At 63.2% G+C, this 21,378-nt stretch carries 14 protein-coding genes and 4 pseudogenes; 3 read left to right on the top strand and 15 right to left on the bottom strand.

From position 1 onward, the window contains the following. Nucleotides 1-811 precede the first annotated feature (811 nt). On the bottom strand, nucleotides 812-3,901 hold the full coding sequence (locus M8744_RS16425) for an efflux RND transporter permease subunit (RefSeq protein WP_251419781.1): 3,090 nt from the start codon (nucleotides 3,899-3,901) through the stop codon (nucleotides 812-814). Then, nucleotides 3,898-4,998 carry an efflux RND transporter periplasmic adaptor subunit gene (locus M8744_RS16420; RefSeq protein WP_251419779.1) on the bottom strand — a complete coding sequence of 367 codons (1,101 nt, stop codon included), beginning with the start codon at nucleotides 4,996-4,998 and terminating at the stop codon, nucleotides 3,898-3,900. Before M8744_RS16420 ends, M8744_RS16425 begins: the two co-directional genes overlap by 4 nt. A gap of 169 nt (nucleotides 4,999-5,167) precedes the next feature. On the opposite strand from M8744_RS16420, the gene M8744_RS16415 reads away from it, so the two are divergent. The 3 genes and pseudogenes from M8744_RS16415 (at nucleotide 5,168) to M8744_RS16405 (ending at nucleotide 7,024) form a co-directional block, all read left to right on the top strand. Then, nucleotides 5,168-5,749, top strand: a complete 582-nt coding sequence (locus M8744_RS16415; RefSeq protein ID WP_251419777.1) for a TetR/AcrR family transcriptional regulator — start codon at nucleotides 5,168-5,170, stop codon at nucleotides 5,747-5,749. A gap of 70 nt (nucleotides 5,750-5,819) precedes the next feature. Next, nucleotides 5,820-6,000: pseudogene (locus M8744_RS16410) on the top strand (IS6 family transposase); the annotation flags it as partial. A gap of 268 nt (nucleotides 6,001-6,268) precedes the next feature. Then, on the top strand, nucleotides 6,269-7,024 hold the full coding sequence (locus M8744_RS16405; RefSeq protein ID WP_251419775.1) for a hypothetical protein: 756 nt from the start codon (nucleotides 6,269-6,271) through the stop codon (nucleotides 7,022-7,024). Nucleotides 7,025-7,036: 12 nt separating this feature from the next. Here the strand turns inward: M8744_RS16405 and M8744_RS16400 are convergent, their stop codons facing one another. From M8744_RS16400 to M8744_RS16340, 13 genes and pseudogenes are all read right to left on the bottom strand, one after another. After that, nucleotides 7,037-8,185, bottom strand: a complete 1,149-nt coding sequence (locus M8744_RS16400) for an ABC transporter substrate-binding protein (RefSeq protein WP_251419773.1) — start codon at nucleotides 8,183-8,185, stop codon at nucleotides 7,037-7,039. A gap of 91 nt (nucleotides 8,186-8,276) precedes the next feature. Next, the gene (locus M8744_RS16395; RefSeq protein WP_251419772.1) at nucleotides 8,277-10,334 is read right to left on the bottom strand and encodes a SpoIIE family protein phosphatase; all 2,058 of its coding nucleotides are present in this window, start codon (nucleotides 10,332-10,334) and stop codon (nucleotides 8,277-8,279) included. Between the two features lie 26 nt (nucleotides 10,335-10,360). Continuing rightward, complete coding sequence (locus tag M8744_RS16390) at nucleotides 10,361-10,783, bottom strand: STAS domain-containing protein (protein ID WP_251419770.1); 423 nt, start codon at nucleotides 10,781-10,783, stop codon at nucleotides 10,361-10,363. Nucleotide 10,784: 1 nt separating this feature from the next. Further along, nucleotides 10,785-11,494 (bottom strand): annotated as a pseudogene (locus M8744_RS16385) (IS256 family transposase); the annotation flags it as partial. 235 nt (nucleotides 11,495-11,729) lie between these two features. Next, nucleotides 11,730-12,161, bottom strand: coding sequence for an ATP-binding protein (locus M8744_RS16380; RefSeq protein WP_251419766.1), 432 nt, complete (start codon nucleotides 12,159-12,161; stop codon nucleotides 11,730-11,732). A 152-nt stretch (nucleotides 12,162-12,313) separates the two neighbouring features. Beyond that, nucleotides 12,314-14,542, bottom strand: a complete 2,229-nt coding sequence (locus tag M8744_RS16375) for an ATP-binding cassette domain-containing protein (RefSeq protein WP_251419764.1) — start codon at nucleotides 14,540-14,542, stop codon at nucleotides 12,314-12,316. 114 nt (nucleotides 14,543-14,656) lie between these two features. Beyond that, a complete protein-coding gene (locus M8744_RS16370; RefSeq protein WP_251419762.1) occupies nucleotides 14,657-16,177 on the bottom strand; it encodes a glutamate-cysteine ligase family protein in 1,521 nt (506 codons plus the stop codon). A gap of 20 nt (nucleotides 16,178-16,197) precedes the next feature. Next, nucleotides 16,198-18,744 carry an MFS transporter gene (locus tag M8744_RS16365; protein WP_251419760.1) on the bottom strand — a complete coding sequence of 849 codons (2,547 nt, stop codon included), beginning with the start codon at nucleotides 18,742-18,744 and terminating at the stop codon, nucleotides 16,198-16,200. A 95-nt stretch (nucleotides 18,745-18,839) separates the two neighbouring features. Continuing rightward, complete coding sequence (locus tag M8744_RS16360; protein WP_251419758.1) at nucleotides 18,840-19,094, bottom strand: AAA family ATPase; 255 nt, start codon at nucleotides 19,092-19,094, stop codon at nucleotides 18,840-18,842. A gap of 96 nt (nucleotides 19,095-19,190) precedes the next feature. Further along, nucleotides 19,191-19,823, bottom strand: a pseudogene (locus tag M8744_RS16355) (IS6 family transposase); the annotation flags it as partial. A gap of 7 nt (nucleotides 19,824-19,830) precedes the next feature. Next, nucleotides 19,831-20,076, bottom strand: a pseudogene (gene glyA / locus M8744_RS16350) (serine hydroxymethyltransferase); the annotation flags it as partial. A gap of 87 nt (nucleotides 20,077-20,163) precedes the next feature. Continuing rightward, a complete protein-coding gene (locus M8744_RS16345; protein ID WP_251419756.1) occupies nucleotides 20,164-21,156 on the bottom strand; it encodes an adenosine kinase in 993 nt (330 codons plus the stop codon). 11 nt (nucleotides 21,157-21,167) lie between these two features. Beyond that, nucleotides 21,168-21,378 (bottom strand): adenosylhomocysteinase (locus M8744_RS16340; protein ID WP_251412376.1); only part of this gene is annotated, 211 nt, incomplete at its 5' end.

The raw sequence follows: 21,378 nt of genomic DNA, 5'->3' as shown, positions 1-21,378 counted from the left end.
CAGAAAAACCATGGGCGTTGTCTTGTTCGACTCATGGGGTCAGGAGAAGCTCAAGTGACTCAGTTGCCAAGATCGGACAGATGTCTATCGCTTACCTTCAGTGCACAGGCTGGCGCAGAAGTGCCACGAACGGTGATGGAGAAAACGTCCGCATCTTTGGGCTGTTCGCCATGGTCAAGTGCGACATCTCAAGTGAGCGCTTCGAATGACCCGATTTCAAGACATGCGACGTTTCACCGAGACGCACTGATGGCCTATCAACGCGCAGCTGACGGGCCAAGAAAGGACACTGCTGGGCTACAATTGCGCATAGCTGATGCTTTTGCGATGCACGGCCATGAGGTGGACTTTCTCTTGGCCATTCACCGCGCAATGCGCGCCTTGGAGTAAGCGAAGGCCGACCTGATCATACGGAGCGGCGGTCGTCCTGTGAACGCGCAAAGACCGGCACCAAGGGGAAGGTCGTTGTCGGCGATCACCCCCGCCGGTGACGGCGTCCCTGGAACAGGGATAGGGCCGCCTGATGGCGGCCGATTCTCGTGAGAGGATTTAGTCCTGGGCCTCCCTCGCGCTCGGCTTCTGGAGCGTGACCACGATGCCCGGAGAGGATAGTCGCGCTTCGCTTCGGGCTAATATGCCGAGCTGGATGTTCTCAAAATTGCCATCCGCCGGGGCAAGCCGCTTAGTGTGGGTCGGTTTGACGAATTGCTGTGCTTTGGTCTGCTGGGCAATCCCTTTGCTGCGGCGAGGCCCGTTTCCCAGATCGCACACCCCGCCTTGCGCAGGATCGCTTGTCCGACGGAACAGCCGATCAGTTCTGGCCCAGGGCTGCTGCAACCGTGTCGTCCCCAACAGCCTCTTCGGCGGTGCGGGCCAGTTCCCTGCGCGACATCATCGCGTAGAACGCAGGCACCACGAACAGCGTAAAGAACGTGCCCACGGTGATCCCGGCAAAGATTACCAGACCCATGGCAAACCGCGCCGCCGCACCTGCGCCGTCCGCTGTCATCAAGGGCACCACGCCAAGCGCCGTGGCGGCCGTGGTCATCAAGATCGGGCGTAGACGCTGGCGGGCGGAGGCGACTATGCCCTCCGCGCGTGACAGCCCCTTTTCGTGGCGCAGCTGGTTGGCGAATTCGACCAGCAGGATCCCGTGTTTGGTGATCAGCCCGATCAACGTGATCAGCCCCACCTGCGTATAGATATTCAGCGTCCCAAGCCCGAGGTTCAGGGGCACGATCACCCCGAAGATCGAAAGCGGCACCGACATCAGGATGATCAGCGGGTCGCGGAAGCTTTCGAACTGCGCCGCCAGCACCAGGTAGATCACCACGATGGCCAGCGCAAAGGCCACGGCAATCGTGTTGCCTTCGGTCTTTTCCAGCCGCGACTGGCCGGAATATTCGACAAAGAATCCGGCGGGCAAAAGCGGTGCCGCGATCCCTTCGATCACGGCAAGGCCATCGCCCGTGGATACACCCGGTATCGGCAGAGCGGTGATGGTCGCCGAGTTGAGCTGATTGAACTGCTCGATACTGGCCGGGGCCGCGCGGGTTTCAACCTCAATCACCGCTGATAGGGGCACCATTTCGCCGGTCGTGGACCGCACATAGACCTCGCCCAGGCGCTCGGGGTTGTCGCGGTATTCCTGCGGCACCTGAAGGATCACATCATAGCTGTTGCTATCGCGGTCGAACTGCGACACCGGCCCGTCGCCCACCAGCAGCGCAAGCGTCGTGCCGATCTGGCTGGCGGGCAGGTTCAGCGCCGCCGCCCTGTCACGGTCGATGCGGACAACCAGTTGCGTTGTGTCGAAGTTCAGCGAATTCTGCACCACGATAAAGCGACCCGAGGCCTGCGCCTCCCGCCGGATTTGTTCTGCCACCTCGTAGACCTGCGAGGGATCGCCGGTGGATTGCAACACGAAGGAAATCGGCAGACCGCCGCCCGCACCTGGCAGCGAAGGGGGCGCAAAGACAAAAGCCTCCAACCCGGCAACGGGGGCCAGACGCGCCTGAAGATCGGCCTGGATCTCGGCCTGTGACCGGTCACGGTCTGCCCAGTCATCAAAAGCCCAGAGCATGATGGCCGAATTGGTCTGACCGCCAAAGCCGGTGATCGAGAAATTGGCATCAAGCTCGGGCAGGTCCTTTGTCAACTCGCGCATCTGGTCGACATATCGCTGGGTGTAGGTGCTGGTGGCATAGCTGGGGGCGTTCACGAATGAAAACAGCGCGCCGGAATCCTCTTCCGGGGCCAATTCCGAGGAAGTCTTGACGAACAAGTATCCGGTGACTCCGATCAGCACGACCACGATCAGCGCCGTCACCGGCAGATAGTCCAGAGACGAGGACAGACGCCTTTCATACCACCCTTCGAACCGGGTGAAGCCACTGTTCAGTCGCTTCTGAAACCGGTTCTCGCCGCCCTTTTTCAGCAACCGCGCCGCCATCATCGGCGAGATGGTCAACGCAACGATCCCCGAGATGAACACGGCCCCGGCCAGCGTGACGGCAAATTCCCGAAACAGCGCGCCGGTCAGGCCGCCGGTGAACAGCAGCGGCAGAAAAACCGCGATCAGCGTCAGCATCATGGCGATGATAGCGGTCGACAACTCGCGCATCGACCTGAAGGCGGCCTGCATCGGGCTTGTCCCGTCGTCGATGTGGCGTTGCACGTTCTCGACCACGATGATGGCATCATCCACCACCAGGCCAATGGCCAGAACCATCGCCAGCAAGGTCAGCAGGTTGATGGAATATCCCATCAGGAACAGTATGAACAGGACACCGACCAGCGACAGCGGGATGGCAACCAGAGGCATCAGAACCGACCGGACCGACCCCAAAAACAGCAGGATGATCACGCCGACGATCAGCGTCGCCTCAATGATTGTGCGCAACACTTCGTTTATGGAGGCCGCGATCTGCTCGGTCGCATCGTACATCAGGGTCACTGTCATGCCCTCGGGCAGGCTCTCCTGAATCGCGGGCAGTTCGGCCAGAACGTTCGCCGAGGTGTCCAATGGGTTGGCCGAAGGCGTCGGGAACACGCCGATGAAAGTGCCAGGCTCACCGTTGAAATTCACGATCGTGTCGGTGCTTTCGGCGGCCAGTTCGATCCGCGCCACGTCATGCAGGCGGACCAGTTCGTCCCCGCTGCCTGATATCGGCAATAGTCCGAATTGCTCGGGCGTCTGAAGGGTGGACTCCATCGTGATCGCATAGGTGACCAGTTCGTTTCTGGTGCGTCCGGGTGCAGCAAGAAAGTTCGCACCATTGATCGCCGATGCGACATCGGACGCGGTCAGCCCCTGACCCGCCAGTCGGATCGGATCGACCCAGACGCGCATGGCATAGCTTGCGCCGCCCAGCACCTGCGATTCCGCCACACCATCGATCGTGGACATGCGCGGCACCATCACCCGTTCGATATACTCAGTGACCTGCTCGGGCGTCATGGCCGGGTTCTGAACGCTCAGGTACATTGTGGCAAAGGTCTGCCCGGTGCCCTTGACGATGCTGGGGTCTTCGGCGCCCTGTGGCAGGCGCGAGCGGACTTCCTGCACCTTGGACATCACCTCGGTCAGGGCGGTGTCCGGGTTCTCGCCCAGCCGCATCTGCACCGTCACGACCGAGGCCGAGGGCCGCGAAGCAGTTGTGACATAATCCACGCCTTCGGCCGTGGCCACAGCAGCCGCGATGGGCGAGGTGACAAAGCCCTGGATCAGATCAGCCGCCGCGCCGGGATATACGGTAGTGACCGTGATCACGGTCTCATCTACCTCGGGGTACTGGCGAGTCTGAAGGTTGAACATCCCCTGAAGGCCCAGCAGGATTATCAGCAACCCCAGAACGGTCGAGGCGACGGGCCGCTTGATGAACACATCAGACAGGTTCATTCGGTCACCCCGTCATCGGCCTGCGCATCGGCCAGAACCACAGGCGTGTTGTTGGACAGCCGGTTCTGGCCACTGATCACGATCCGGTCACCGGCTGCAACACCGTCGCGGATTTCGATCTTCCCGCCCGAGCGGCGACCGGTTTCCACGAACACCTGCCGCGCGGCCAGCGCGTCGGGGTCATCCTCTTGCGGGCGCACGACGTAGACGAAATCGCCGTAAAGGCTGCTGACGACAGCGGTCTGATCCAGCGCGATCACGCCATCCTCTTGCGGCAGATCCAGCCGAAGGCGCACGAACTGCCCGGGCGTCAGGGTGCCATCGGACGGTTCCACCGTGCCCCGCGCAGCCGCCAGGCGGCTGGACGGATCGACACGCGGATCGATGCCGCTGACCTGTCCTTCAAAAGTCTGCTGATCGTCATCGCTGCTCAGATGCAGGGTTTGCCCGATGAACAGGTCCGGTAAGCTTTGCTCGGGCAGGCTGAAATCCACCCGCATGGTGTCCAGATCCTGCAACGTGGCGATGATCGTGCCGGGCTGCACATACTGCCCCAGATCGACGCGCAAAAGCCCGATCGTGCCTTCGAACGGCGCGCGCACCTCGCGTTGGTCGGCGACGGCCTCGGCGCGCGCCACCTGCGCCTCGGCGGCCCGGAACGCGGCCTGCGTTGCCTCAAGCGTGGCGCTGGTTGCGATGCCGCGGCTTTGCAGTTCCTGCTGGCGGGTCAGGTTCGCGCGCTCCAACTCAAGCTGCGTGCGCGCGGCCTCCAGATCGGCCTGTTGCACCACGTTGTCGAGTCGGATCAAAAGCTGGCCCTCTTCGACCTGCGTGTTCGGTTCGAACAGGATTTCGCGCAGGATGCCCGCGGATTCTACTGTCAGTTCAACGCCCTGGTTCGCATTGACCGTGCCGATGGCATTCAGCACCGGCTGCCATGTCACTGGCTCTGCCACGACCGTTTCCACGGTAAGAGACTGCACGGGCAGGTTTGCGAACACCTGTTCGATCATGCGGTCACGAAACAGGTTAAAGCCGATCAGACCACCGCCGACCAACGCCAGCACTATCACAGCAATCACCAGACGTTTGACCATGGACTCTATCCTGATTTGCAACTGTTGCGCCCTGCATGCGACAGGACAATGCACGACCTTTGCGCCGCAAACGTGGACAATGTAGGCGCGTCAAGCCACGCACCGTCACGCAAAGGCTGGGCTTGATCTTCGAGGCTGTCGGCTATACCGTCTGGACGGTAAAGTCAACATGCCACTCAGGGTGTCAGCCATATCACAGCACAACGAAAACCGCGCGCCCCGATCTGATACGCGCCGCCGCATCCTTGACGCCGCGCAAGCCGTCGCACAATGCACCGGGCCGGGCAATCTGTCCCTTGAAGCGGTTGCGGCCAAGGCGGGGGTGTCAAAAGGCGGGCTGCTGTATCATTTCCCGTCAAAAAGCCGCCTGATGACGGCTTTGGTCGAGGATTATCTGGCGCGCTTTGATGCGGCCATCAGCGCCGAGGAACGCACCGGACAGCCGGATTCCGCCATCCGCGCCTATATTGATCAGTTCCGGTCCGAACGTCAGGGCGGCACGCCGCCCCCCTCGGGCCTGCTGGCGGCGCTGGCCGAAGATCCGGGCATGCTGACTCCAGTCCGCCGCCAGGAAAGCGATTTCCTGGCTCGCATAAGGGCCAACGCATCGGACCCGCATATGGCCACACTCATCTTTCTTGCGATCCAAGGCATCCGCGGGATGGAACTGCTCAATACCCAGGTTCTGGATCATCAAGAAGAAGAGGTTCTGCTGGAATGGATCAAGGCCCGCCTGGGCAACACAGCCTGACGGGCGGTCCCCGAGACTGTCGCGGGATTGCCAACTTGTTTGCAGTGCGGCGCTTGGTCAGGCGTTGGGTATGAACATACCTTCCTCCTTGCCGCGCCTGAAAGGCTATCGTTTTCCCTGTGAAATCGTTTCATATGCCGTCTGGTTCTAACTTCGCTTCGCGCTCAGCACGGCGGATGTCTAGGGCCTTCTCGCCGATCGGGGGGATGGTCGGCCGGGAGACCATCCGGAAATGGGTGAACCGATTTGGCTGCCTGACAGGCAGAGGTCTCGCGCCTCTCAAATAAGCGAAAACAAGGTGGCAATCCCGTCGGAGTTATGCATCGCTTATCACGCGTTGACCCTCGACATCTCTCCTAGTAGTGAAACCGCGATCAGCAGAGCAAGATTTTGAAAAAGAGTTTTAGTTATTTTTAAGATGCCACCCAACTAACAGCGTGTGTGGCAGTGGCAGGTGGAACAGATGCATATGTCGGGAACGTTGGAACCGTCGGACGGTTTCATTGCCAAGGTGTGGCCATGACGGTGCAGGAGGGGGCCACAACCGCCCTCCCCTGGGTGCTGGACAGCTTTCGGCAGCGTTTTGCGGCGCTGCGCGTCGATCCCGTGCCGCTGGATGTGACTGATGCCTTTTGGTCGGACGCAGCCGGACGCTATGTGGCCCCCCGCGCCTATGGAGCGCTGCCGCAGGCGCGCGTGATCGGATATGCAGCTTTCGGCGGCGCGCTGATCTCGAAATACCAAAAAGATGCTGGAGGCCGGGTGGTTCGAGATGCCGGAATACCCCGCATCCGCCGATTCTCGGTGGAGCAGGTGGCGATGGCCTGCCTTTGCCTGAGCGAGCTGCGCAACACTTCGCTGTATGAAATCGGCGATGCGCTGGAGGGCACGCACCGGCTGCAGGGATACCGGCGCTGGCATCTGCGCAGGCTGACGGCCTCCATTCGCAGCCGGCATCCCGGGTTCGCGCCATCGCGGGACAGCTTTTTCCTGTTCGCCGGAACGCCAGAGCATCTGACGCCGCGCATCGCGCTGAATGCGCTGTGGCTGCGTCAGATCGTAAATCTGGGCAGCGGTGCATTGCGTCGCTGCTCCCCTGGCGAAGCGGCGTTGATGCAGGCTGTGTTTCCCCAGCAGGTGCTCAACGGTGAACCGGCGAGCCTGCGTGCGCATGGCTATATGTGGAACCGTCCGCTATGGGAGCCGCGCAGCGCCGAGTTCCTGGCCGCCAAGGTCGCCGCCCGCCATGCGCTCCTGACGCGCAGCGGGATCTGAACGCGCCGGATCTCAGGGAGATGCATCGGGGGCCGAAATCGTTTCGTAGATCTCGTCGCTGGCAAGAAGCAGATCGACCGGCGGGTCGAAACCGATGCGCTCGGCGGCCGCGAGGTTAAGCGCGATCTTGGGCGGTGCGCTCCATTCCTGCGACAATGCGCGCGGCGATGCACCGTTCAGGATTCGTGCGATGGTCTTTGCGTGAAACATCCCCACATGCGAGAAATCCGCCTGCGCGATGCTCATTAAAACACCGCGCCGGACTTCGCTGGACCCCAGCATGGAGAAGGTCGGCACCAGGTTGCGGTTGATGCTGTCCATGATCGCGGGCAGTGAGTTTTCGGTGATACCGCGATGCACGGTGACATAGATCGCATCCACCTGCGCGGCGATCTCATCGTAGCAGGCGATCACACCCGCTTCGACCTCCTTCTGGGGAAGGCCGGCATACGGGGCGTTGCAGGAAACGACCTCGAAGTCACGCTCTGCGGCGACCTCTTCCACGGCATTGACCCCGCCATATGTGCGTCCCTCGCGGGTGTCGGAATAGACGATGCCCAGCCGGTCAAAATCGATGATGTCGTGGAACAAGCGCATTTGCAGCTGATAGCGATCCACCTCGACCCTCGCGTGCAGGTGATCCATGCCGCTATCGGCAGAACTGTCGATGATGCCCGCTCCGACCGGATCGCTGGTCGAACCGACGACCACGGGCACATCCAGCCCCTCGACTCTCAGGTCCTGGCCGGCCCAGGTGCCCATGGCGATTACAAGATCGATATCCCCGGTCTGCGTCAGCCGGTCGAGGATGGCCGTGCGAGTTTCAGGACGCTGATCACTGTCGAAATCCCCTGCGGTGTAATACGCGTCCGGCACGAACTCGATGTAATCGCTTTCCAAATTTTCGCCGAACCAGCGCCAGAAATCGCCCGCCTGCGCGCCCTGCGCGTTGGGCAGATCAGCCGGTTCGACCCAACCCAGCTCCATCAACCCGCGGACGATGGCCTTGGTGATGGTTTCGTAATCGACATACTGCCCACCTTCCAGATAACCGACTCGCCAGGGCTCTTCCTCCGGCGACAGGGTTGGCGCGGTGGTCAGGTCGTCCCCGGCGGTCACGGGCGGCGCCAGAACCAGCAAGATCGACAGAAAAGGCGCCAACAATGCGCGGTTCAGTCCCCGATGCCAGAGGCGCGAAGGCGGCGCGATCGTCACGGTCGGTTCTGTGTGTTTCAGGCGTGGCATAGGTGGATCATTCCCTTGGTGAAGTATCGTGCCAGGTCAGGCACAGCAATGTCAGGTCGTCCGATTGCAACGCACCGTCGGAGTGCCGACGCACGTCCTCGAGCACGCCATCGACCAGCCGCGTCGCGCGCTGCCCGCGCAACCTCTGCAAGAGGGCCAACAGGCGGCCGGTCCCATATTCCGCGTTGTCGTCATTCATCGCTTCGGTCACGCCGTCAGTATACACGACCAGATTGTCGCCCGAGGCAAGCCGGAGCTTCAGGCGGTCATAAACTACGCCTTCCATAACGCCGGCAGGCGGGCCGCTGATCGGGCGCACCAGATCAGCATGGCCATCGGTCGACAGCAGGATCGGCGGATTCTGCCCAGCATTGACGTAATCCACCTCGCCCGAGCGGATATCGAGGATGCCGATGAAGAGCGTGACGAACATCGCGCGCGGATTGTCGGCACTCAGCGCTTCATTGACGCGGCGCATCATAAGGGCGGGATCGGTCTCCTGCCCGCTTGCTGACTTCACCAGGGTCTTGGTGATTGCCATGAACAGCGCCGACGGCACGCCCTTGTCGGCCACGTCGCCCACTGCGAACAGCAGACGATGATCGTCCAGAAAATAGAAATCGAACAGATCACCGCCGACATGACGCGCCGGTGTCAGCGAAGCGTGCAGATCGATCTGCGGGTTGTCGGGAAAGGGCGGGAAAATCTTCGGCAGCAGGCCCCGCTGGATGTCGCGCGCGATATTCAGCTCACTCTCAATCCGCTCCTTGTCGCGCGTCGTGTCAAGAAGAACGCGGATATTTTCGCGCAACTCGCCTTCCATGAAGCGGAAGGCACGCGCCAACCCACCAACCTCGGAACGGGTATCCGCCAGCCGGTCCAGCGCGCCTTGAGCGCCATCCGAACGAGTGAAATCCTGCCCGGGCAGCTGCCGCGCATAGCCCGTCAGACGCTGCAACGGTCCCGTCAGCTTGAGCGCGAACAGCCAGGCCAGCATCAACGCTACGCCCAGCACCATGGCAAATATCACGCCCTGCTGGCGGGTCAGCGCATTGGCAGGGCGGTTGACCTCGGCGGAGGGAACGGTGCTGACAACATACCAGCCCAGAGGCCGGAAATAGCTGACATAGGCCTGCATCTCGATCGGCGCCTGCGCGCCGGGAAGCGCGTAGCGGAGCGTCGCAGGGTCGTCACCTCGCGCGGCTGCGGCCAGGAGTTCAGGTATGGGGGTACCACTGACCGGATCGCGCTCGCGCATAAGGGGCGCTGCCCAGTCAGCGGGCGGGGTGACGGCGTTCAGCTCATCGTCCAGGATGAAGACGAAACCCGTATCGACGACCCGCACCTGCGCCAGGGTCTCGGCCAGCACTTCGACGGTGGCGGCCACGCCCGTCTCGACATAGCGTTCGACGTCGCCGATGCGGTCGGACACGCCGATAATGAGATCCAGCTCCGGCACTTCGCGAAAATAGGCGAAGCGGCGGCCGTCGCGGGCGCCGTCATCCTCACCATCCTCGCCGGCATCGACCGCGCTGTCATCAAACAGGATATAGGCGTGGCCATGAATGGCGATATCCTCCTGCACCGCGACGGGTAGGGGGCGACCCTTGATGTCGGGCTGCGCGCTCAGGTCACGGCCCTTCTGGCTGCCATCGGAATGCGCCAGTACCCGCCCCTCGCGTGTCATCGCAAGCGCCTGCACGGACCCGCCTGGGCTGACGGCGTTGACGAAATCCAGCGTCAGCGCACGGGCTTCCGCCCGGCTGGCCTGGCCGCGATCGCTTAGCCGGTCATGCGCTTCGGCGGCGGCCACCGTGACGGCGCCCATATGTTCCAGCGCGTCGCGCCGCTCATTCACGATTCGCAATTTCTCGGCCAGCAATTCGCGGTAGCGGTTGGAAACCTGCAGCTCGATCTGGCCCAGCACGTTGCGTGCAGCGCGGGTTTCCGCACCAATAAGCGCCTCGCGCATCTGCTCACGCGTCGAAATCGTGATCGTCAGTCCTGCCCCCAGCAATATGACCATCAAGCCGGCGAACAGCTGGAATCGGAGCGAGCGGAACATCCCTGTCTCCCTGACGGCGGCGCGCGTCAGCCGCGCACCCGGGCCTCAGCCTCGGCGCGGGTCGCAGCAATCTCGAAAATCGTGGAGAAACCACTGATATCGAAGACCTCGCGGATGCCTGGCGCCAAGTTGCACAGGATCAGCGGCCGCTCCTCGGCCCGTGCGCGCTTGGCGACCACAAGGAGCACGCGCAATCCGGCACTGCTCATGTAGTTCAGATCCGTCAGGTCGATGATTAGGGCATCGGGCGGGTCGGCGAATACGATATCGAGCTCCGCCTCAAACTGGACAGATGTCGCGCTATCTATGCGTCCGCGCACGCAGACCACCGCGAGAGTGCCATCGCGTTCCTGTGTGACGCCGAGATTGTCCACCAATAGTATCGCCTTTCCAACGGGAATGTCCCGATCGATGTTGAAATTCGCCGGAGCGGCGGTGCGTTTCGGCACGTTATGCGGCGTCCTTGATATGGTCAAGGACGCGGTACAGCCGACAGCCGATAGGGACCTGCTTAAGAATTGGCTGCTGCTTGTAGCTCTTAAGGAGCCCCAAGGCCATCTTGGCATCCTGCCAACGTTTTACGTTCCGGCAAATCTGTCGGGTGACACTGCTCTTTGCCTCGACATTATTGGTGCTGGCCAATGAGCGCCAGAGCTCAAGCGACAGCCCAATCCTGACCAAGGGAGAATTTCGCCGAGACCGGCCAGGATTGAGCCCGCGACATTGGTGGCTTCCCAATCGAAGCGCCGTGCGAGATTGCGGATCAGGCGCTTGGCCTTCTCGGCATCGTCAATCGCCCAGGCCTGCTTCAGGGCGCGGCGTACAGCGGCATGATACGCCGGCGCGAGGCAGCTGTTGATGTTGCGCGCCTGACAGCGCTGGTTTCGGGTGTCTGCACCAAAAGTTCGGCGCAGCACCTTGAAGCGCCGGGAGACCGCGGATTTGGACAGGTCACAGCTCGCTTCCGCAGGTACACCAGCCTCGGGCAGCCGAACGGGACAGCCGAATTTGCGCGTGGCCATGTTCATAATCAGTTTCATGACCCGCTGGTGGAGATACACCCGCGCAGAGATCTACCCCCGACGAGGGAGGGGCATTTCCTTGCCCTTGGCTTTGCTACGCACGCGCGGGCGCTCAACCTGGATCTTGCCTTCATCAAAGCCCGCCTAGGATTTTGTGTCGCCTCTACGATAGCCGGGTTTATCAGAGCAAAGCTGATAGCTACCCCCCCCCCCCGCCAGCGTTGCCGGCCATTCGTTCAAAATCTGCGTCAAGCTTTCAGTCCCTGCCATCAGGCAGACGACGGAGTGAAGCAACGGCACCCTTTTTCAAAGTTTCGCCATTTGCCGGGATATCCCCCTCCAACCTGCAACCGGCCCCTTGGGTCGGTCGGTTTCATTTCTCGTTGTCGCACCGTTTGCGCAGATATACGCGGTTCAGGCCATTCGTGCGTTCATACCGCACCTCGTCCATGACCTCGCGCACAAGATGCACGCCCAGCCCTCCGACCGCGCGCGCCTCCAGCCCCAGCCCGGTATCGGTAGGCGGCACCGAAAGCGGATCGAAGGGACGACCACGATCCTCGATCACGGCCTGCACGGCGTCGTCATCCAGCGTCAGACTCAGGCGGATTGCATCTGCGTGCGCGATGTCGGGCGCGAAACCGTGGCTGATGGCGTTGGTCGCCAACTCATCCAGCGCTAAGGTCAAGTGCATCGCGATGCGCGGCGCCAGCTCGTGCCTCAGGCAGAAACGCTCCACCGTCTCGGCAATGCGCGGGATCTCTTCCAGCCTGTTTCGCAAGACCAGCTTGTATGCTTGCGTCATTGGTCGTCCCAGTCGCGTTGCCCGCCACGACGACCTGCACATCCCGTCGTTATGCCCATGGTCGCAATGGCAAAGGTACACTGCAAGACGATCCATTCAACCCGTAATCTGACCTCGTGTTGCCCGCACTTCGGTGCTGCCATCGGCGCGGGTCAATCCAGGCGCCGGGTCAGAGTCAGCCGGTTTCGCCCGTCGTTGCGGTGATAAACGACATCATTCATAAAGCTTCGCACGAAATGTAGCCCGAGCCCACCGACAGCGCGTTGCTCCAGCGGGGCGTCGGTATCGACAGGGTCCACCCGGGTCGGGTCGAAGGGCGCGCCGTCATCCTGAACCGTCAGGGTCACGGCCCTGTCAGCGCGTTCCAGAGCGATATCGATGGCTGTCGCGCCTGCCCCCTCCCAATGTCCGTGGGTGATGGTGTTGCTGACCAACTCATCCAATACGAGGTTGACATGGAACACCATCTCGGCCGGAATCAGCCCACGCTCTGCACAAGTCTCCACCCACTGCGCCAGGGGTTCCAGTGCGGCTGCATCCGCGGGCAGGCGCAGCGTTGCCTTCATGTCATCGAGGTGCTGCGTGACCTGAGGCGGTTCATCTTCTTCAGAGCACGTTTCCGCCGATGCCTCGTCCGACTGCAACGCTCCCCCCGATTCCAGTGTCACGACCCGATCCATCCGCGCCATGACTTGCGCATCATGGGTCATGCAGATCATCGTGGTGCCGGGAAACGCGGCGAACAGATCATCCAGCAGGCCCGCCTTTGTCTCGGAATCGAGCGCCGAGGTGAATTCGTCAAGTACCAGCACCGCAGGTTCGCGGATCAGCGCGCGGGCCAGCGCCAGCCGTTGCCGCTGTCCTTGAGACAGATGTAGATCGTCCGCACCGATCACGCTGTCATAGCCCTGCGGTAGCCGTTGGATCGTATCATGCAGCCGCACCAGCCGAGCCGCGCGCTCGATATCGGCGAAGGGAACGTGCCTCCAGCCCATCGCGATATTGTCATGCACGCTGGTATGGAACAGATGGGTGTGGTGCCCGACATGTGCGAAATAGCTCAGATACAGCGGCAGAGGAAAGCGTTGCGCGGGCTGCCCACCGAGCATCACACATCCGGTATCCGGCTCTTCCAGCCGCAGGATCAGATTGGCCAGCGTGGTCTTTCCCGTCCCGCTGGGACCGGTCAGGGCGATCCGCTCGCCCGGCGCCACAGCCAAATCAAAGCTATCAAGGATCTTCCGGCTGCCGTATCGCTGGCCCACCCCGACAAGCCGCAGCGTCTGATCGTCGGGCATCGTGTCCAGCGCCGGAGGCGTTTGCGGCGGCTCCTCGGGATAGGCGATCACCGTTTCCAGCCGGTCCAGAGCATGTCCCAGGAAGCCTATCGCCTGCAGCCCGCGACTGAAGCTACGCAGGTTCGACGCCATCAGAGCGGCATAGGTCAGCACCGCCGGCACCAGTTCCAGCGGCACGGTGATATCCGGGCGGACATGCAGCCAGGCCCCCATCAGCACCGGTCCCAGCAGGATCATCGCGGCGATGAAATCCACCAGCGGATTCCAGCCCCAGACGGGCGTTTCATGCAAGCGAACATCGCGCTGTCGCACGGTTTCGGCGGAGTCAGCAAAACGCGCCTCGTGCAGATGCTGGATTTGATAGAGCCGGATGTCGCGCGCCCCGTCCAGCATGTCGCGCAGGATATGCTGCTGCCGGGTGTCGGCCTCGGAATCTACCCAGTCTGCGCGGACGGTCGCGCGATGGATCGACAGCACACCAACCAGGTAGACGAGGCTCAACCCCGCGACCAGCAGACCCAGCCGCCAATCCAGCGCAATCAGCGCCAGCAGTATGCCGACCCCCAGAAGCGCGGCGGTCAGCATCGGCCCTGCATTCTGGCGCAGCTTCGTGGCCAACTTGTCGAGATCGGTAGCCAGCATAGCCGTCAGCTGCGCCTGCCGCGCCGCATCCAGGAAGGCCAGAGGCTTGCGCATTACCGCACGCACCAGCCGCAGCTTTAGCGTCAGGATAATCGCCTCGGCGGTCTTCAGCGCGTGGTTGTTGTGGACGGATCGCAGCACGGCGTAGATTGCATAGGATGCCACTGCACCAAGCGCGAGCGCCGGCACCGGCGCCACCGCATCGTCGCGCAGCGCCGCCCGTAGAAACAGATACATCAGATAGGGCCCGGCTAGCCCCGACACCCCGGCGGCGAGGGCCAGCCCAAGATCTTGCAGAACCTCTTTCCTGTGGACACGCAGTTCCGGGCGCAGGACGCGCCACAATGCGGCGAGAATGGTGAACGGCCCCGGCTCCTGCGGGCGGTCTGTGCCACGCAGATCTGCCGCCTGCAACGCCGACTCCGTGGAACCTGCCGCCATGCTGCTCTTCTGCTCCTTTTTTACCCTGTTTTTCCGCAACTTTTCCGCCAACTACTGGCCCGTGGCAAGCTATCTTTTCACGCGCGCCCGGTCGGCGCCGCCACGATTACCGGTTCATCCGTCATTCGGGGGTGGCGGCGGCACTGCCTCACGGGCGCGGGCCAGCCGCTGAAGCCCCGCCGCCCCTTCGCCAGCGCGGCCCAGCTCCGCGCGATGATCTATCGCCCGCTGCGCGCCGGTCAGACCCGTGTCGAGCACCCAGTCAGCATAGGCTAGATGCCCTTGGTCGGCGGTGGGAAGGTTTACGCGGGCCAGGTCCAGAACCTCGCGGCAGAAGGCGCGCAGCGTGGTCGCCAAGCCTGACCGATCCCCCGATGGATCCGGCGTCAGGCCCGCGCGGATCGCCTGTGTGCGCAGCCGCGCCACCCGCGCCACCGGCCAGCGGGCGCAGAACGCGGCGCCCTCAAGGGGCGCCGCGGCCATTAGCCCGGCCTGCAGAGCCAGAGGCGCGATCATGCAGCTCGCCTGCACAGCGTGTGGCGCCCTGGCGGCCAGATCGGCGTCGGCAAAAGTGGCACCGGCGCATCGGTTCTCAATATACAGATTGCTGGCATGGTCACGAAAAAGCGGCAGGAAGCGGACAGGGTCAGCAAGGGCTGTGCTTATCTGCTCTGCGCGGGGTCCGGGCGGAGCAAAGGCGAAGCGCAGCCGAAAATCCAGAAAGTTCGACCACTGCAGAAACTCGAAATGCGCCGCGGTCGGCGTGATCAGGATCCTTTTGCCGGCCTCTACCGCCCTGCTCGTAACCGGTCCCCCGGAAAGAAAACGCATTGCATTCATCCGCCCGTCGCCGGGTTCGAACAGCGCGGTGCTGCCCTTGTAGCTGCCGCTTCCGGCCGGAACCGCCTGCATCACGGTACCCGGCGCAAAGGTCCACGCGAAGTAATCCCCCAGCGACGTGAACCAGCGCGGGGGAAGCCCGACCCGCGCGCCATCGGAGGGAAAGCGGCTGCTGGCGACCATGCGGGGCCACAGCGTCATGCGCGTTTCCATAAACCCGCTGCGCCGACCGTTCTCGAACGGGCTGTTGGCGAACAGCGCGATGAATGCGGGAGCCGCGGCCAGCATCAGATTCAGCGCCGTCACCGCGCCATCCGGCTGCGCGCCGGTGGTGGGGCCGTTCTGGGCCTTGGCGTCGATTCCGGCGGCATGAGTCCAGCCGCGCCGCGCGGTGAGATAGTCGTAAACCGGTTTGGGCGCTACCGCCCTGCGATACAACTCCGCCCCGCAGCCTGCGGTGGGATGCTGTGCCAGCGAGGTCAGTCGTAACCCCTGCACGGCCAGCGCGGCGCCGACATCGACCATGTCATCACGCATGCGCCGCGCCAACACCGTCAATCCGCCCCGTCCAGCCGGCACCGGCGCATGCGCGGTCTCCAGAAGGTTCCAGCCATTGTCCACGCCGTTCACCGCCAGCGGGGAGCTGATCGCAACGGTGCGCGCGCCCAGGACTTCCGCTCTTGCGTCGGCGCCGCGCCGAGCCTGCAGGGCGGTGAAGTACCGTTCATCCACCATGCCTGTGGCACCGCTGTCGTCGATCACGGGCATTTCGATCTCGACGCCGAGCGAGGGCAAGGGATGCGCCTTGGGGTCAGTCATGTGCCTGTGCTGCGCTTGGGATGGCGCACCATGACCACCGCCGCCAATAGCAGGCTGGCGGCGGCGAAACCGAGCCCCAGCCCCGCGACCCGGTCCATCATGTCGGCAGCGGGCAGAATCACCGCGATCGCCACAGGCCCTACCATCTGGCCCAGCTTGTCCGCCGCGCGCTGCAGCCCCAGTGCCGAGGCTGGACCAGCCGCCTGCACCGCCGGCAGCCGCATGACGAGGGCGGCGCGCGCCGGTTCGATCAGGGTACTGGAAAGGCTCAACAGCGCGGCGGCCAGGAAGATCCCGACCAGACCCATATCGACCAGTAGCAGGGTTAGGCCCAGACCGCCGACCAGACCGCCCGCGACGACGATGGGTGCCTTCAGCCGACTCTGGTCGATCACCCGGCTCAACATCGGGCCGAAAAGAATCACGACAACGCCGTAAACCATCAGAATGCGTCCGGCATCGGCCGCCGCAGCCCCGATACGGTCCAGATGCAGCGGTACCGCGAAATACAAAAGCCCCACCTGCGCAATGGAGAACGGTACGACCGACAGCATGAGCACCCCCATGTATTCCGGACTGCGGAGGAGCAGCGTCCAGCCACCCGGCGTGGCTGCGCCTCCCGGACCGTCCGCAGCTGCCGATGGTGTGGCGTTCCGGGGCGCTCCCACGCGCAGAAACGGGCGCAACGTCACCAGCGCAACGGCCAGAGGGGCCAGAACCGCCACACCTGTTGCCAGCAGCACAAGATCGCGGCCGAACTGTTCCGCCAGGATGCCCCCGATAGCCGTACCAACGATGAATCCCGCGAGGATCCCCGCCATCAAATTGGCCAGCGCCTGACCGCGCCGCTGCGGGCCGCAACTCTGCACGACGAAGGCCTGCAGTCCCATCCAGGCCAACCCGTATCCCAGCCCAGTCACCGCGCGCGCAAGGATAAAGCTGGCGCTGTCCGGCGCCAACGCCGCTGCCACACCACCCAGAACCGACAGGGCGAGACCGAACAGAAACGGCCAAGACCAACCGACACGGTCGGCCAGCCGACCGGCCAGGATCGCCATTGCCAGGGCCGCGCCCATCTCGGCAGAGATGGGCAACGCCAACACCAGATCTTCCGGCAGGCCCCAAAGCTGCCCACCCAAGCTGCGCATCTTGAGCGGCAGAAAGGACAATGGCAGCGCCCAGGACAGCACGAAGGCGAACATCACCGGCCGCGCCACCAGATGCAGCGGCCCCTTATCAACCGCGTCCCGCGCCTCGGGGACGGGCGATGCGTGTTCATGACTGGCGCGCGCGGCGGCCCCGGGCATGGCCGACGCGCCGCCGGGAGGGGCAACTGCCGGACGCAACACGATCTGCAGCAGGATGAACAGCTCGATCATCACGAAGGCGGAGGTCGCCGCTACCGTCAGCATCCTGATCACCTGTTCGGCTAGACCCGCGGCGATCGACCTGTTGTCGATCCGCGCGCGCAGGCGGCCCGCCGGATTGCCGTCAGGGCCTGTCAGTTCGCGGGTGATAACACCGGCCTGCGGCACCGGCATCCTTGCGGCCAGCCAACCTGGCTCATCATCGGGCACGCGCTCCACCTGCATCCGTACGGTCCCCGAAGCATCCTCAAGAACGAGCCTTTCGACCGCGCTGTTGAGCGCCAGCTCCCCGGACATCCGGTCCTCCAGGCCGGGCATCCGGTCGAACGTCAGACCCAATGACAGCAACTGATCCAGATCATCACCACCGCGCTCAACGATTCGCGCCGCGCCCGTCTCGGCCGCCGCCGCCAGATCCGCACGCATGATCTGCAAAATGAAGGCGGCATAGGCGGTCTGCGCCGATAGAAGCACGACAAGAGGCAACAGCATCCAGCGCCACCGCGCCACCGCTTGGCCCGAGCTGCGCCGAAGCATGGCGCTGCGCAAATTTCCCGCCGCGACCGCCAGCAGACCGGCCGCGACACCACTAATGACGAGCATCGCGCCCACCGCATCGCTCACGGCCCGGTCGAGCGCCGCAGAAAGCTCTGCCAGCGGTACGGCAACAATCAGGACACCCGCCAGTGCATCATCCCGACCATGCAATGGTGTCAGAAAGTAGCGCCGTGCACCTGCGATGATCGGCTCAGCAGAGCGCGCGCGTTCCGTCGCCCCTGCGCCGGCAGCCCGAAGCTCGCGCACCGCCGCCTGTAAGTTCGCGTCCTGCTCCACGACAGGATTCAGCGCCCACTCTCCCAGCGGCACTCCATCCGCATCGGTTAGGCCAGCGGCGGCCACTCCGGGCATGGCGCGCAGGTCGTCAAGGATAGTATCCAGCCCAAGAAACTGCGCGAGGGGGCGCCCGAACCGCAGGCCCTCCTCTATCTGTGCCGCAGCCTCGCGTCCGGCCATGTTGTATTCCTGTGACAACAGCTCCATCTGCGCGCGCTCCAGCGCGGAAAAACTGAGAAACGCACTGGCAGTCAGCGAAACAAGAAGCAGGAAAAGGCTGCCCAGCACGATGGCAGCGCCATTCAACAGGCGCCGCGATGACCCGCGGACATTGGTCAGCACCGCACCGGCCCACCTTGTAACCGCGCGCCCCGAAGACCAATGATCAGGGTTGTGATGGCCATAATCTCACAAGAACTTTATTGATTCCCAAGACATTAGTGGCTGACGCATCCCCTTTCAAGCGCCGAGCCGGTAACAGGCCGATGTCGCCCACGATCAGCATTGCCGCCGCGCTCGTCACCGCCTTCAGGAGCGATTGCAATAGCAACGCCAATCACCGAGCTTTCATCATTGACCACCAAATCACAGTCCAACGGGTTTTCATCGTTACGCTTGAATCGGAAGGCCGTGGGATCGAACTCGAGCAGCCGGTGAATGGTTTTGGCCTCCATGTAGGTGGCCTCGGACATTAGCTCGGCCGATCACCCTTAGGCGCACCGAGCAGCAGTTTTACGGGGATTGCCAACTTGTTTTCACCTATTTGAGAGGAGCGCGACCTCTGCCTGTCAGGCGGTCATTTCGGCGGCATGGCCTCTCCAGACAGAGGTCGAAAGCATCGGCCCTGGCGTGGCGGTATGAGATGGCGGAGAGTTGATAGCGTCGTGGGCGAAAAACGATGTCATTTGATCATGTGTTGCCAGAAATCTCTGTGCCTGTCGGGGCGATTTGAACCGCCCCATCAATTTCTCGCGTTTTCGTGTTGGCTTGTGTGATCCCTAGATCCGATTGTTCAAGCCCTTGTGCGCGCGATGATCCGCGCCCGGTGCCAGGTCCCGGATCGGCTTGAAATAGCTGCGCAACTTGTCCGTGATCATGACACGGGGCACACCGAACCGGCCGATCAGCCTTGCCGGAAACCGTTTTGCAGCCTTGGCGTTGCGTTGTGGCTGAACGAGAATATCAGGCACGTCGCCGTTCGCGTCGACCGCCCGCCAGAGCCGGTATTTTCTGCCGTTGATCGGGATGACGACCTCATCCAGGTGCCATTTGTCGACCGCCGTCGGACTGTCGCGCCTGATCCAATCGGCAAAGTGACAGCCAAATCGGTTCACCCATTTCCGGAGGGTCTCCCGGCTGACCATCACCCCCCGATCGGCGAGAAGATCCTCGGAATCCGCCGTGCTGAGCGCAAAGCGATGGCCAGATTTCGGCCACGTCGACGAACTGGCAGCCGCCATGGTAGCGCCGCCCGGGATAGCCTTCGGCATACTTGTTCGTCATCACCGAAATCCCCGCCTCCATCATGGCGGCGCTCACGATGTTTTCAGAGGCGATCAGCTCGATCTCGTGGCGCTGGCGCACCAGCTCGTCGTTTATCGACTGGAAAAGCTCGGGGTCGCACGAGGAAAGGCTTTCGGTGAAGAAGGTTTCAGCAGGGGATTGCAACGTCACGGTTGTATCCTCCCGCAGGGCCGGCTGTGTGTGGGCGCGGCGGCGGGCCGGAGCAATGGTAACGCCCCGGCCAGTCTCGCGGTCGGTTCAGGCAGCCGGAAGAGCTATGGCGCGGGCCGCTGCGCCGTCGCGCGCGCCGTAATGGCCCAGCACGCTGGCCGCCAGTCGCGCGCCCGTTCCCCCGGCGCGGTCCACCGAATGCCCTTGGGCCAGCCCGGCCAGAAAGCCGCTGGCATAGGCGTCGCCCGCGCCGGTGGTGTCGACCACCCGCGCGACGGGTGCCGCGGGCACGTGGTGCCGACCATCGGCGTCGGCAACCCAGGAGCCCTTCTCGTGCTCGGTTACCGCGGCGATGGCGACCTTGGACATGGCCCAGTCCAGCGCTGCCTCGGTGCCGTCGCGTCCTGCCAGCGCGCCGATCTCGACATGATTGCCGATCAGGACGTCGACATAGCGCGAGACCGTGTTGCGCATCACCTCGATGTTTCGCTTCACGCAACCTGCATCCGATGGCGTCAGCGCCACGGTGGCCCCGGCCGCCTTGGCCATTTGCGCCAGCGTTTCGATCACCGCCGCGCCATGCGGCGCGTCCCAGATATAGCCCTCGATGAAAAGGATGTCGAAATCCGCCGGCAGCGCCGCGCGCGCCTCAAAAGGCATCAACGTGGTCGCCGCGCCGAGATAAGTGCTCATCGTGCGTTCGCCGTCGGGGGTGACAAGCACCACGCAGCGGCCGGTCCCGTGATCGTCATTCCGGGCAACCGCGACCGGTGCTGCCAGGTCGAGCCCCACCATTTCCTCGAGGAACGTCTTGCCAAGATCGTCATCGGCAACCTTGCCGATGTAGGTGCCCTGCACCGGCGTTTCGGCCAGATGCGCGATGGTATTGGCCACCGAGCCGCCAGACTGACGCACGCCCGGTCCGACGTCATCGAACAGGGCATGGGCGGCCTCGGCCTCGACCAGGTGCATCCCGCCCGGCGTCAGCCCGTGGCGGGTGACCACCTCGGGCGGTACGGCGGCGACGACATCGACCAAGGCATTGCCCAGTCCCACGATATGCGGTGTGCGTTTGCTCATCTTGGCCTCCCTCAATAGCGGTAATGCTCAGGCTTGAACGGTCCCTCGGGCGTTACGCCGATATACTCGGCCTGCTCGGCCGAGAGCGACGACAGCTTGACCCCGATCCGATCCAGGTGCAGGCGAGCAACCTTTTCATCCAGGTGCTTGGGCAGGATGTAGACCTTGTTTCCGTAGTCCTCGCCCTTGGTCCACAACTCGATCTGCGCCAGGACCTGGTTG

Origin of the sequence: Lutimaribacter degradans (assembly GCF_023703375.1) — a bacterium.
GTDB classification, from domain to species: domain Bacteria; phylum Pseudomonadota; class Alphaproteobacteria; order Rhodobacterales; family Rhodobacteraceae; genus Lutimaribacter; species Lutimaribacter degradans.
This window is presented reverse-complemented; position numbering and strand designations above follow the sequence as displayed.

Excerpts from the sequence above, each read along its gene's own strand:
- M8744_RS16345 (WP_251419756.1), bottom strand. The coding sequence starts at position 21,156 with ATGAGCAAACGCACACCGCATATCGTGGGACTGGGCAATGCCTTGGTC.
- M8744_RS16415 (WP_251419777.1), top strand. The coding sequence starts at position 5,168 with ATGCCACTCAGGGTGTCAGCCATATCACAGCACAACGAAAACCGCGCG.
- M8744_RS16395 (WP_251419772.1), bottom strand. The coding sequence starts at position 10,334 with ATGTTCCGCTCGCTCCGATTCCAGCTGTTCGCCGGCTTGATGGTCATA.
- M8744_RS16420 (WP_251419779.1), bottom strand. The coding sequence starts at position 4,998 with ATGGTCAAACGTCTGGTGATTGCTGTGATAGTGCTGGCGTTGGTCGGC.
- M8744_RS16380 (WP_251419766.1), bottom strand. The coding sequence starts at position 12,161 with ATGACGCAAGCATACAAGCTGGTCTTGCGAAACAGGCTGGAAGAGATC.
- M8744_RS16360 (WP_251419758.1), bottom strand. The coding sequence starts at position 19,094 with ATGTCCGAGGCCACCTACATGGAGGCCAAAACCATTCACCGGCTGCTC.
- M8744_RS16425 (WP_251419781.1), bottom strand. The coding sequence starts at position 3,901 with ATGAACCTGTCTGATGTGTTCATCAAGCGGCCCGTCGCCTCGACCGTT.
- M8744_RS16375 (WP_251419764.1), bottom strand. The coding sequence starts at position 14,542 with ATGGCGGCAGGTTCCACGGAGTCGGCGTTGCAGGCGGCAGATCTGCGT.
- M8744_RS16405 (WP_251419775.1), top strand. The coding sequence starts at position 6,269 with ATGACGGTGCAGGAGGGGGCCACAACCGCCCTCCCCTGGGTGCTGGAC.